Below are 12,829 nucleotides of genomic sequence, written 5' to 3'. Positions count from 1 at the left end.
ATTGTTTTCGCCATGCCTCAACAAGCGGTCTCAAACAGGCACTTTTGCACCCAATGGCGCTAAGCTGGAAGCGTTGCGCCGCCGCCGAAACTGTCCTGTCAACCACCGGACGGACGGCGGCGTTGTGCTTACAGGGCGGGACGCCGGCGCAACCAACAGACTTTGAAATGCACACCGTACAGGGAGGACCCACAACGTGGCGCCACTAGCAGACAACAGCGAATTCGCTTGGACCGATCTTGACCAGCGAGCCGTCGACACCGCCCGCGTGCTCGCCGCGGACGCGGTTGAGAAGGTGGGGAACGGGCACCCCGGAACGGCGATCTCGCTGGCCCCGGCCGCGTACCTGCTCTTCCAGCAGCACCTGCGCCACGACCCGTCCGACCCGGCGTGGATCGGCCGCGACCGCTTCGTGCTCTCCCCCGGCCACACCTCGCTAACCCTCTACCTGCAGCTCTTCCTCTCCGGCTACGGCCTGGAACTCGAGGACCTCCAGGCGCTGCGCACCTGGGGCGCCAAGACCCCGGGACACCCGGAGTACGGCCACACCGCCGGCGTGGAAATCACCACCGGCCCGCTGGGCCAGGGCCTGGCCTCGGCCGTGGGCTTCGCCTATGCCCAGCGCCGCATGCGCGGGATGTTCGACGCCGACGCGGCTGCCGGCACCTCGCCGTTCGACCACACCGTGTGGGTCATCGCCTCCGACGGAGACCTGCAGGAGGGCGTCACCTCCGAGGCCTCCTCGCTGGCCGGCCACCAGGAACTGGGCAACCTTGTTGTCGTCTATGACGAGAACCACATCTCCATCGAGGACGACACCGACGTTGCGTTCACCGAGAACGTGCTGGGCCGCTACGAGTCCTACGGCTGGCACACCCAGCGCGTGGACTGGACCAAGACCGGGAACTACGTCGAGGACCTCGCCGAGCTGGACGCCGCACTGCGCGCCGCCAAGGCCGAGACCTCCCGCCCGTCGATCATTTCCCTGCGCACCGTCATCGGCTTCCCCGCCCCGACCAAGGCGGACACCGGCGGCATCCACGGCTCCAAGCTGGGAGGCGACGAGGTCGCCGGCCTGAAGAAGGCCCTGGGCTTCGACCCCGAGGCCCACTTCGCCATCGACGACGAGGTGCTGGCCCACGCCCGCTCCGTGCAGGAGCGCGGCACGCAGGCCCGGGCCGCCTGGCAGGAGGGCTTCGACGCCTGGTCCGCGGCCAACCCGGAAAACGCCGCCCTGCTGGCTCGCCTGGAATCCGGCGAGCTTCCGGCCGGCTGGGACGAGAACCTGCCGGTCTTCGAACCCGGCAAGGACGTCGCCACCCGCTCGGCCTCCGGCAAGGTCATCAACGCCGTTGCCGGCGTGCTGCCCGAGCTCTGGGGCGGCTCGGCCGACCTGGCCGGCTCGAACAACACCACCATCGAGGGCGCGCCCTCGTTCATCCCGGAATCGCGCTCCACCGACTCCTGGAAGGGCAACCCGTACGGACGGGTGCTGCACTTCGGCATCCGCGAGCACGCAGCGGCAGCCATCGTCAACGGCATCACCCTGGCTTCCCCGACCCGCGCCTACTCGGGCACCTTCCTGATCTTCTCCGACTACCAGCGACCGGCCATCCGCCTCTCGGCACTGATGGGCGTGCCCTCCATCTATGTGTGGACCCACGACTCCATCGGCCTGGGCGAGGACGGACCGACGCACCAGCCGGTCGAGCAGCTCGCCTCCCTGCGCGCCATCCCGAACCTGGACGTGGTCCGCCCGGCCGACGCCAACGAGGTCTCCTTCGCCTGGAAGAAGATCCTGGAGACCACCTCCAACCCCGCCGGCATCATCCTCTCGCGCCAGAACCTGCCGGTCTACGACCGCAGCGAACTGGGCTTCGGCGCAGCATCGGGCACCGAAAAGGGCGCCTACGTGCTGGCCGACGCCACCGCCAACGGCGAGGTCGTCGCCCCCGAGGTATTGCTGCTGGCCACCGGCTCCGAGGTCTCCCTGGCCATCGAGGCCCGCGAGGCGCTGCAGGCCCAGGGCGTGCCCGCCCGCGTGGTGTCCATCCCGTGCCTGGAATGGTTCAACCAGCAGGACGCCGCCTACCGCGAATCCGTGCTGCCCGCCGCAGTGAAGGCCCGCGTCTCCGTCGAGGCCGGCGTGGCCATGGGCTGGCGCGAGCTGGTGGGCGATGCCGGACGCATCATCTCCCTTGACCACTACGGCGCCTCCGCCGACTACAAGCGCCTGTTCACCGAGTTCGGGATCACCGCGGAGGCCGTCACCGCCGCCGCCCTCGACTCCATCTCGGCCGCCAAGTAACACCCCCCACACGCAAAGGATTTTTACCGTGAGCAACGCAAACACCCAGGCCCTCTCCGACGCCGGCGTCTCGATCTGGCTCGATGACCTCTCCCGCGAACGCCTGACCTCCGGTTCGCTGGAAGCCCTGATCAAGGAAAAGAACGTCGTCGGGGTCACCACCAACCCCTCGATCTTCCACGCCGCCCTGCAGGACGGCGAGTCCTACGCGGCCCAGGTCGCCGAGCTGGCGGCAGCCGGCATGGACGCCGAGGAAGCCGTCTTCAAGATCACCAGCGACGACGTCGCCGCGGCCTGCGACCTGTTCGCGCCGATCGCCGCCGCCACCAACGGCGTCGACGGACGCGTCTCCATCGAGGTCGACCCGCGCCTGGCCCGCAAGACCGCCGAGACCATTGCCGAGGCCAAGGTCCTGCACGAGATGGTCGGCCGCGAGAACGTGCTGGTCAAGATCCCGGCAACCGTCGAGGGCCTGGAGGCCATCGCGCAGACGCTGGCCGCCGGCATCTCCGTGAACGTCACCCTGATCTTCTCCCTGGAGCGCTACCGCGCGGTCATCAACGCCTTCCTCACCGGGTTGGAGGCAGCCAAGGCCAACGGCCACGACCTGTCCAAGCTGCACTCGGTCGCCTCCTTCTTCGTCTCCCGCGTGGACACCGAGATCGATGCGCGCCTGAACGCCATCGGCACCGACGAGGCACTGGTGCTGCGCGGCAAGGCAGGGGTGGCCAACGCCCGCCTGGCCTACCAGGTCTACGAGGAGACCTTCACCTCCGAGCGCTGGAACGTGCTGGCCGCCGCCGGAGCCAACGCCCAGCGCCCGCTGTGGGCCTCCACCGGCGTGAAGGACCCGGCCCTGCCGGACACCCTCTACGTCACCGAGCTGTGCGCGCCGAACACCGTGAACACCATGCCGGAGAAGACCCTCGAGGCCACCGCCGACCACGCGGAGATCACCGGTGACGCCGTCTCCGGGACCTACGAGCAGGCCAACGCCGTGCTCGACGCCCTGGCCGCCCTGGGCGTGAGCTACAACGACGTCGTGGCCAAGCTCGAGGTCGAGGGCCTGGAAAAGTTCGAGGCCGCCTGGAACGAGCTGCTGACCGACCTCGACGCCTCGCTCAAGAACGCGAACGTGAAATGAGCTCCCTCGGGTTCATAGCCACGGGGGCCGCGCAGGCGGCCATCGAGGCGCACGTGCCGTCCCTGGTGGCCGAGAAGGTCGCCAGCCGCATCGCGGCCAAGGACACCACGGTGTGGGTCGAATCGGCCCGCGCCGAGGCCGCCGTCCGCCTGGGCTGGGTCGACGCGCCGGAGGTCTCCCGCGCCCTGGTGCCGGGCATCCTGGCGCTGCGCGACGAGCTGCGCGCCGAGGGCGTGAACCGCATTGTGCTCGCGGGCATGGGCGGTTCCTCGCTGGCGCCGGAGGTCATCTGCGCGACCAACGACGTGGAACTGGTCACCTGCGACTCCACCGACCCGGAAATGGTTGCCGGCATCCTGGCCGACCGCCTGGCCACCACCGCCCTGGTGGTTGCCTCCAAGTCCGGCTCCACGGTGGAGACCGACTCGCAGCGCCGGGTCTTCGAGCAGGCGTTCAACGACGCCGGCCTCGACGCCGCCTCGCGCATCATCGTGGTCACCGACCCGGGCTCGCCGATGGACGAGGCAAGCCGGGCGGCCGGCTACCGCGCGGTGTTCAATGCCGACCCGTCCGTGGGCGGGCGCTACTCGGCGCTGACCGCCTTCGGGCTGGTTCCCGCCGGCCTGGCGGGCGTTGACATCGAGGCGTTCCTGGACGAGGCGGCGGCCGCCGCCGAGTTCCTGGCCGAGGACGACGAGGACAACATCGCCCTGGCCCTGGGCGCCGCAATGGCGGGCACCTCCCCGCTGCGCGACAAGCTCATCTTCGCCGACGAGGGCTCGGGACTTGCCGGTTTCGCCGACTGGGCCGAACAGCTCATTGCCGAATCCACCGGCAAGGAGCAGACCGGCGTGCTGCCGGTCGTCGTGGAGGACCGGGCACCGGAAACCGTCTCCGGCGCCGCGGACTTCCTGCAGGTGCGCCTGGTCGCCGACACTGGCATGCTCACCGACGACGACATCGATGCCGAAGCCGCCTCGGTCGCCATCTCCGGCGCCCTGGGCGCACAGATGCTGCTCTGGGAGTACGCAACCGCGATCGCCGGGCGCTTGCTGGAAATCGACCCGTTCGACCAGCCGGACGTGGAGGCCGCGAAGGTCGCCGCCCGTTCACTGCTCGACGGCACCCCGGAACCCGTTCCGGCGGCGTTCACCGAGGGCGCCATCGAGGTCCGCGGCTCCGCGGGGCTGTTGGAGGGCTGCGATTCGCTCGCCGGCGCGCTGGCGGCCCTGGTGGCCGCGTTGCCGGCCAACGGCTACCTTGGCATCCAGGCCTACCTGGACCGCCGGGCCGACACCGAGCTGGAGGCCATCCGTCCGGTGCTTGCCGCCGCGGCCGACCGCCCGGTGACCTTCGGCTGGGGACCGCGCTTCCTGCACTCCACCGGACAGATCCACAAGGGCGGGCCGCGCACGGGCGGCTACCTGCAGCTCACCGCCGAATCCTCGATGGACCTGTCCATCCCGGGCCGGGCATTCACCTTCGGGGAGCTGATTGCCGCGCAGGCAAGCGGCGACGCGCAGGTGCTGGCCGACCTGGGCCGCCCGGTGCTGCGCCTGCACCTGACGGACAAGGAAGCCGGCATCCGGCAATTGGACAAGCTGGTCCGGGAGATGGCCCAGGCCTGATCCCCCGCCCCGGCTTTCCGCCGCGCACCGGGTGCCTCCAGCACCCGGTGCGCGTCCCCCCGGCACCCCCCTCCCAACACCTGAAGGTTCCCCTCCTGATGCCCGAAACCTCCCGGCGCCCCGCGCGCAACCACCCCAATCCGCTGCGTGATCGGCGGGACCGCCGCCTTGACCGCATCGCCGGCCCCTCCGCCCTGGTGTTCTTCGGCATCACCGGCGACCTGGCCCGCAAGAAGCTCATGCCCGCCGTCTACGACCTGGCCAACCGCGGCCTGCTGCCGCCGAACTTCGCCGTCGTCGGCTTCGGCCGCCGCTCCTGGAGCGCCGGGGAATTCGCCGCCGAGGCCAAGGCCTGGGTGCAGGCCCACGCGCGCACCCCGTTCAACGAGACCGTGTGGGAGCAGCTGGCCAGCGGCTTCAGGTTCATTTCCGGCGGGTTCGACGACGACGACGCCTTCGTGAACCTGCGTGAGACCCTCGATGACCTGGCGCAAAGCCGCAGCACCGGCAAGAACCACGCCTTCTACCTCTCGATCCCGCCGAACTCCTTCGAGACCGTCTGCGAGCAGCTCTCCAGGCACGGGCTGGCCAACGACGACTCCGCCGACGCCGGCTGGTCGCGGGTGGTCATCGAAAAGCCCTTCGGCCACGACCTGGCCTCCGCGCGCGAGCTGAACGAGATCGTCGAGTCGGTCTTCCCGCCCGACGCGGTCTTCCGCATCGACCACTACCTGGGCAAGGAGACGGTGCAGAACCTGCTCGCCATGCGCTTCGCCAACCAGCTCTTCGAGCCGCTGTGGAACGCCAACCACGTGGACCACGTGCAGATCACCATGGCCGAGGACATCGGCATCGGCGGGCGCGCGGGCTACTACGACGGGGTGGGCGCCGCCCGCGACGTCATCCAAAACCACCTGCTGCAGCTGCTGGCGCTGACCGCCATGGAGGAACCCATCTCCTTCGACGCCGACCACCTGCGCAGCGAAAAGGAAAAGATCCTCGCCGCCGTGCGGCTCCCGGAGGACCTGGCCGCGGCAAGCGCGCGCGGGCAGTACACCTCCGGCTGGCAGGGCGGGGAGGAGGTCACCGGATTCCTGGACGAGGAGGGCTTCAACCCCGCCTCCAAGACCGAGACCTACGCGGCGATCAAGCTGGAGATCAACACCCGCCGCTGGGCGGGCGTGCCGTTCTACCTGCGCGCCGGCAAGCGCCTGGGCCGTCGCGTCACGGAGATCGCGGTGGCCTTCAAGCGCGCCCCGAACCTGCTCTTCACCGACCACAAGGACGACGAGTTCGGGCAGAACGCCATCGTCATCCGGGTCCAGCCCGACGAGGGCGTAACCATCCGCTTCGGCTCCAAGGTCCCGGGGACCTCGATGGAGGTGCGCGACGTGACCATGGACTTCGGCTACGGGCACGCGTTCACCGAGTCCTCCCCCGAGGCCTACGAGCGGCTGATCCTCGACGTGCTCCTCGGCGAGCCGCCGCTGTTCCCGAGGCACGAGGAGGTCGAGCAGTCCTGGCGCATCCTTGACCCGTTCGAGGAACATTGGGCGGCGCTGCCCGAGCAGCCCGAACCCTACGCCCCCGGCTCGTGGGGCCCGGCCTCGGCCGACGAATTGATGGCCCGCGACGGAAGGACATGGCGCCGCCCATGATTGTGCAGATGCAGGACACCACGACCTCGAAGATCTCCAAGGAACTGGTCACCATGCGCCGGGCCGGCGGCTCCTCCGCGCTCTCCCGCGTGCTCACGCTGCTGGTGATCACCAGCGCCGGGTTCGAGGAGGACGCCATCGCCGCGGCCTCGCTGGCCAGCCGCGAACACCCCTGCCGCATCGTGGTGGTGGTCCAGGGCGCCAGCACCGGGACCACCCGGCTGGACGCGCAGATCCGCCTCGGCGGGGACGCCGGCGCCGCGGAGGTCATCGTGCTGCACACCTTCGGGCCCGACGCGCACGTGGACGAATCCCTGGTCTCCGGGCTGCTGCTGCCCGACGCCCCGATCGTGGCCTGGTGGCCGCACGGGGTGCCGGCCGACGCCTCGGCCAGCCCGCTGGGGAGGATCGCGCACCGCCGCATCACCGACTCCGGCGCCGAGGAGGACCCGCGCGCCGCGCTGTTCTCCCTGGCCAAGTCCTACCGGGCCGGGGACACCGACCTGGCCTGGACCCGGCTGACGCTCTGGCGCGCCCAGCTGGCCTCGGTCTTCGACCAGCTGGACCCGGCCGAGGTCACCTCCGCCACCGTCACCGGTGCCGTGGACTCCCCCTCCACCGTGCTGCTCGCCGCCTGGCTGCGGCTGTGCCTGGGGATCCCGGTCACCCTGGCCTCCTCCCCCGAGGGCACCGGCGTCCGCTCGGTGCGCTTCACGCGCGATTCCGGGGACGTCGAGCTGTCCCGTCCCCCCGGGGACGTGGCCGAGCTGTACCAGCCGGGCCAGAAGGCCCAGCTGATTTCCCTGCCGCAGCGCTCGGTCTCCGACTGCCTGGCCGAGGAAATGCGCCGCCTCGACCCGGACGAGGTGTTCGGCGAGGTCGTGCGCGAGGGCCTGAAACGCACCAACCTGAGGAGCATCCGTGCCAGCGAACGCTAGGCGACACGTCGTCATCCACCCCGACCTTCCCGCCACCGCGGCGGCCGTTGCCGCAAGGCTGCTCACCGCGGTGCTGGACGCCCAGGCCGCGCGCGGCGAGGCGAGCATCGTGCTCACCGGCGGAACCCTGGGCATCGCCTCCCTCGCGCAGGTCGCGGCCTCGCCCGCACTGGGCGCGGTGGACTGGTCCCGGGTGAACATCTACTGGGGAGATGAGCGCTTCGTCGAATCCGGCTCACCCGACCGCAATGCGGTGCAGGCCGAGGTGCTGCTGGGCGTGCTCGATGGCCACGGGCTTGACCGCGGCCGCGTCCACCCGATGGGCTCAACCGACGACTTCGCCACCCCGGAGCTCGCCGCCGAGGCCTACGCGCGGCTGCTCGCGGAGGAGGCGGGCAACGAGGGCACGGCGGGGGCCGTCCCGGTCTTCGACGTGCTGATGCTGGGCATGGGCCCGGATTCCCACGTGGCATCGCTCTTCCCGGACCACGAGGGCGCCACCCGCACCGGGGCAACGGTCATCGGCGTGCGGGAATCGCCCAAGCCGCCTCCGCTGCGCGTCTCGCTGACCTTTGAGACCATCAACACCGCCCGCGCCGTGTGGCTCGTGGTGGCCGGCGCCGACAAGGCACCGGCGGCCGGCGTCGCCCTCGGCGAGGCCCCCGCGGCGCGCGAACGCGTCCCGGCCTCCGGGGTTGCCGGCACGCAGGGCACCTGGTGGCTCATGGACGCCGCCGCAGCGGCCCTTCTCTAGCACCGGAGCGCACACGCAAAAGCGCGACCCGCCGCATCCCGGAGGATGGGGCGGGCCGCGCTTTTTGTTGCCTTGGCGCCTGGTTGCCGAAGGCTAGGACTCGACGCTGAAGCGCATGACCAGGCCCAGCCCGATGATGACGACGGCCCAGGTGATGCCCAGGACGATGGTCACGCGGTTGAGGTTGCGCTCGGCGACGCCGGAGGAACCCAGCGAGGTGGTCATGCCACCGCCGAACATGTCTGACATGCCGCCGCCGCGGCCCTTGTGCAGCAGGATCAACAGCGTGAGCAGCAGGCTCGTGATGAGCAGCAAGATCTGCAATACCAACTTGATGACGTCCATAATTGCCCTTCAATCAGCTCGGTGGCGATTAGTCGGTCACCAGGTGGTGCTCGAACCTAACAATGTTAGCAAATTCCGCCGCGTCCAGGGACGCCCCGCCGACCAACACGCCGTCGACGTCGCGTTCGGCCAGGATCTGCGCCACGTTCGACGCCTTGACCGAACCGCCGTAGAGCACCCGGACCCGGGCGGCCGTCTCGGCGCCGAAGAGCTGCGCCAGCTCGGCGCGGATGGCGGCACAGAGTTCCTGCGCGTCCTTCGGACCCGCCACCTCCCCGGTGCCGATCGCCCACACCGGCTCGTAGGCCACGACCAGGGTCTGCGCCTGTTCGGCGGTGATGCCCTCGAGGGAACCGCGCAGCTGCTCGAGCGTGTGCTCCACGTGGGTGCCGGCCTGGCGGATCTCCAGGCCCTCGCCCACGCAGAGCACCGGGGCGAGCCCGTGGCGGTATGCGGCGGCGACCTTGGTGGCCAGCAGCCCGTCGGTCTCCCCGTGCAGGGCACGGCGCTCGCTATGGCCGACCAGCACGTAGCCGCAGCCCAGCCGGGCAAGGAACTGCCCGGAGATCTCCCCGGTGTACGCGCCCGAGTCGTGGGCGGAGAGGTCCTGGGCGCCGTAGCGCACCGGGAGGTCGTCGCCCATGGTCAGCGTCTGCACGCCGCGCAGGTCGGTGAACGGCGGGAAGACCGCCACCTCGACCCGCTCGAAGTCGTGCTCGGCGTCGGCCAGCGTCCAGGCCAGCTTCTGCAGCAGCGTGATGCCCTGGACATGGTCCATGTTCATCTTCCAGTTGCCGGCAATCAGCGGCTTCCGGTCGAATTTACCGTTGGTCGATGTGGTCACTTACGCGCCTCCAAGGCAGTCAGGCCTGGCAGTTCCTTGCCCTCGAGGTACTCGAGGGAGGCACCGCCGCCGGTGGAAATGTGTCCGAAATCGTCGTCGTGGAAGCCCAGCGTGCGCACCGCCGCGGCGGAGTCGCCGCCGCCGACGACGCTGAATGCCTCCGAGTCGGCCAGCGCGCCGGCCACGGCACGGGTGCCGTTCGCGAACGCCGGGATCTCGAAGACGCCCATCGGGCCGTTCCAGAACACCGTGTTGGCGCTGCGGATGTAGCTGGCGAACTTTTCCCCGGAGTCCGGGCCGATGTCCAGGCCCAGGCCGGTGGCGCCGAAGGCCCCGCCGGTGATGTTGTCCGCCGCCAGCACCTCATGCTCGGCGTCGGCCCCGAACTTGGAGGCCACGACCACGTCGGTGGGCAGCACGATGTCGCAGCCCAGTTCCCTGGCGCGCTTGAGGTAGCCGCGGCAGGTCTCCAGCTGGTCTTCTTCCAGCAGCGAGCCGCCGACCTCATGGCCCTGGGCCTTGAGGAAGGTGAAGGCCATGCCGCCGCCGATCAGCAGGTGGTCGGCGCGTCCGAGCAGGTTGTCGATCACGGCGAGCTTGTCCGAGACCTTGGACCCGCCCAGCACGACCACGTAGGGGCGCTTGGGTGCCTCGGTAAGGGTCTTGAGGACCTTCACCTCGGTGGCCACCAGGTCGCCCTGGTAGGCCGGAAGCAGCGCCGCCACGTCGAAGACCGAGGCGTGCTTGCGGTGCACGGCACCGAAGGCGTCGTTGACGTAGGCGCCATTCGCGCCGGTCAGCGCCGCAAGCTCGGCGGCGAATTCGGCACGTGCAGCGCCGTCCTTGGAGGTTTCCCGCGCGTCGAAGCGCACGTTTTCCAGGACCAGCACGGAGCCGTCGGCAAGTTCCCCGGCCAGCTGGCGGGCCGAGGGGCCCACGACGTCGGTTGCCGTGCGCACATTGAGCCCGGAGAGCTCGGCGAGGCGGTTCGCCGCGGGGGCGATGGAGTATTGGGGGTCGGGTTCGCCCTTGGGGCGACCCAGGTGGGCCATGACTATGACGCGTGCGCCGGCCTCGGCCAGCTTCTGCACCACGGGTATGGAGGCGCGAACACGCCCATCGTCGGTGACGGTGAGACCATCGAGCGGCACGTTCAGGTCGCTGCGGACCAGAACGTGCCGCCCAAGGACACCATCGGCGATCAATTCGTCGAGAGTGTGGGAAGTCATTTGACTAGGTTATCGGAAGAGTCCGGGACTAGCCGAGCCGCGCGCCGACATAAACCGTGAGGTCAACCAGTCGCGTGGAGTATGCCCACTCGTTGTCGTACCAGGCGACGACCTTTGCGGTGGTGCCGATGACGGAGGTGAGGCCGGCATCGAAGACCGCGGAGTGCGGATCGTGGACGATGTCGGTGGACACCAGCGGGTCCTCGGAGTACTTCAGGTAGCCCTTGAGCGGGCCTTCCTCGGATGCCTTCTTGAACGCGGCGTTGATCTCCTCGACGGAGGCCTCGCGGGCCAGGTTCACGGTCAGGTCGGTGGCCGACCCGGTGGGGACCGGGACGCGCATGGCGTAGCCGTTGAGCTTGCCCTTGAGCTCCGGGAGCACCAGGCCGATGGCCTTGGCCGCACCGGTGGAGGTCGGGATCATGTTCAGTGCGGCGGCGCGGGCGCGGCGCGGGTCCTTCTTGTGCGGGGAGTCCTGCAGGTGCTGGTCCGCGGTGTACGCGTGGATGGTGGTCATCAGGCCGTCGACGATGCCGAACTGGTCGTTGAGCACCTTGGCCACCGGGCCCAGGCAGTTGGTGGTGCAGGAGGCGTTGGAGATGATGTGGTGCTTGTCGGCCTCGTACTTCTCGTGGTTGACACCCATGACGATGGTGATGTCTTCCTTGGAAGCGGGGGCGGAAATGATGACCTTCTTGGCGCCTGCCTGCAGGTGCTTCTCGGCGTCCGCGGCCTTGGTGAACAGGCCGGTGGACTCGATGACGACGTCAACCCCGAGTTCGCCCCAGCCCAGGTGTGCGGGGTTCTTCTCCGAGAGCACCTTGATGCGCTTGTCGCCGATGACGATGAAGGCACCGTCAACGCTTACGTCCTCGGCCAGGCGGCCCATGATCGAGTCGTACTTGACCAACATGGCCAGGTCGTTGATGGACCCGAGGTCGTTTACTGCGACAACTTCGATGTCTGCGCCGTTCGCGAGGGAGGCTCGCAGGAAGTTGCGACCGATGCGTCCGAAACCGTTAATGCCAACACGGGTAGTCACGTGTATTTCTCCTTGACAGAGTGGTGTTGCCACTGCCGCGAAAAGAGGGCCCCGGTGTTGGGACACAGGAAACGGAGTGGCTTGGAAAAATTGGACACTCCGTTGTGTCGTCAGCGGGATGCTGACCGGGTTGTTGCGTGTCTTGCGGAATTCACCGCAAGACACGCAAAACACGATGTTTACATCTTACGCTATGAAGGCAAAAAATGTGAGGAGGCTTACGTCTCCGGCGGTGGCGCGTTACTTGCCGGGGACCACGAGCTTCGGGGCACCGGCACGCGCCGCCTCGAAGCGGGCCGAGACATCCGCCCAGTTCACGATGTTCCAGAACGCCTTCACGTAGTCGGCCTTCACATTCACGTAATCCAGGTAGAACGCGTGCTCCCACATGTCCAGCATCAACAACGGCGTCGTCGCCACCGGCACATTGCCCTGCTGGTCATACAGCTGCTCAATGACCAACTGGGACCCCAGGCCCTCAAATCCCAGCAACGCCCAACCCGAACCCTGCAGGCTCATCGCCGCCGCCGTGAAGTGCGCCCGGAACGCGTCAAACGAGCCAAAGGCATCGTCGATCGCCGCGGCCAACTCGCCCTCGGGCTTGTCCCCGCCCTCCGGGGACAGGTTGTTCCAGAAAATCGAGTGGTTCGTGTGACCGCCCAGGTGGAACGCCAGGTCCTTGGACAACTTCGGCACATTCCCGAACTCGCCCTTCTCGCGGGCCTCGGCCAGCTGCTCCAACGCCGCATTCGCCCCCGCGACATACGCCGCATGGTGCTTCGAGTGGTGCAGCTCCATGATCCGCGCCGAAATGCTCGGCTCCAGGGCCGCGTAATCGTACTGCAGCTCGGGCAAGGTATAAATAGCCAAAATGACTCCTCATTCTCTTCGGCACCCCGCGGGAAGCGGGTGCGCTGTTCTTCGTTACTGCATCTCCGC

Annotated in this window: 11 protein-coding genes; 6 read left to right on the top strand and 5 right to left on the bottom strand. The window is 68.9% G+C overall.

Annotated features, from left to right (window positions below; genetic code table 11):
• Positions 1-196: 196 nt before the first annotated feature.
• From tkt to pgl, 6 genes are all read left to right on the top strand, one after another.
• Positions 197-2,308, top strand: coding sequence for a transketolase (tkt, locus tag KRR55_RS03855; RefSeq protein WP_217387755.1), 2,112 nt, complete (start codon positions 197-199; stop codon positions 2,306-2,308).
• 28 nt (positions 2,309-2,336) lie between these two features.
• The gene (tal, locus tag KRR55_RS03850; protein WP_217387754.1) at positions 2,337-3,452 is read left to right on the top strand and encodes a transaldolase; all 1,116 of its coding nucleotides are present in this window, start codon (positions 2,337-2,339) and stop codon (positions 3,450-3,452) included.
• The gene (locus KRR55_RS03845; protein ID WP_217387753.1) at positions 3,449-5,080 is read left to right on the top strand and encodes a glucose-6-phosphate isomerase; all 1,632 of its coding nucleotides are present in this window, start codon (positions 3,449-3,451) and stop codon (positions 5,078-5,080) included. Before tal ends, KRR55_RS03845 begins: the two co-directional genes overlap by 4 nt.
• Before the next feature lie 98 nt (positions 5,081-5,178).
• Positions 5,179-6,738, top strand: a complete 1,560-nt coding sequence (zwf, locus tag KRR55_RS03840; protein ID WP_217387752.1) for a glucose-6-phosphate dehydrogenase — start codon at positions 5,179-5,181, stop codon at positions 6,736-6,738.
• Positions 6,735-7,676 carry a glucose-6-phosphate dehydrogenase assembly protein OpcA gene (locus KRR55_RS03835; protein WP_217387751.1) on the top strand — a complete coding sequence of 314 codons (942 nt, stop codon included), beginning with the start codon at positions 6,735-6,737 and terminating at the stop codon, positions 7,674-7,676. Before zwf ends, KRR55_RS03835 begins: the two co-directional genes overlap by 4 nt.
• The gene (gene pgl / locus KRR55_RS03830) at positions 7,660-8,430 is read left to right on the top strand and encodes a 6-phosphogluconolactonase (protein ID WP_217387750.1); all 771 of its coding nucleotides are present in this window, start codon (positions 7,660-7,662) and stop codon (positions 8,428-8,430) included. Before KRR55_RS03835 ends, pgl begins: the two co-directional genes overlap by 17 nt.
• Before the next feature lie 93 nt (positions 8,431-8,523).
• Here the strand turns inward: pgl and secG are convergent, their stop codons facing one another.
• The 5 genes from secG to KRR55_RS03805 form a co-directional block, all read right to left on the bottom strand.
• A complete protein-coding gene (secG, locus tag KRR55_RS03825) occupies positions 8,524-8,775 on the bottom strand; it encodes a preprotein translocase subunit SecG (RefSeq protein ID WP_217387749.1) in 252 nt (83 codons plus the stop codon).
• 28 nt (positions 8,776-8,803) lie between these two features.
• The gene (tpiA, locus tag KRR55_RS03820) at positions 8,804-9,619 is read right to left on the bottom strand and encodes a triose-phosphate isomerase (RefSeq protein ID WP_217387748.1); all 816 of its coding nucleotides are present in this window, start codon (positions 9,617-9,619) and stop codon (positions 8,804-8,806) included.
• Positions 9,616-10,848, bottom strand: coding sequence for a phosphoglycerate kinase (locus tag KRR55_RS03815; protein ID WP_217387747.1), 1,233 nt, complete (start codon positions 10,846-10,848; stop codon positions 9,616-9,618). The genes tpiA and KRR55_RS03815 overlap by 4 nt, the downstream gene beginning before the upstream one ends.
• 28 nt (positions 10,849-10,876) lie before the next feature.
• Positions 10,877-11,890: a type I glyceraldehyde-3-phosphate dehydrogenase gene (gap, locus tag KRR55_RS03810; RefSeq protein WP_217387746.1), complete on the bottom strand. Its 1,014-nt coding sequence runs from the start codon at positions 11,888-11,890 to the stop codon at positions 10,877-10,879.
• Between the two features lie 240 nt (positions 11,891-12,130).
• The gene (locus tag KRR55_RS03805; RefSeq protein ID WP_217387745.1) at positions 12,131-12,760 is read right to left on the bottom strand and encodes a superoxide dismutase; all 630 of its coding nucleotides are present in this window, start codon (positions 12,758-12,760) and stop codon (positions 12,131-12,133) included.
• Positions 12,761-12,829 lie beyond the last annotated feature (69 nt).

The organism is Paeniglutamicibacter quisquiliarum, from assembly GCF_019084045.1.
Classification (GTDB): Bacteria; Actinomycetota; Actinomycetes; order Actinomycetales; family Micrococcaceae; genus Paeniglutamicibacter; species Paeniglutamicibacter quisquiliarum.
Note: the sequence above shows the minus strand (reverse complement) of the source record. Positions and strands in the feature narration are given on the sequence as shown.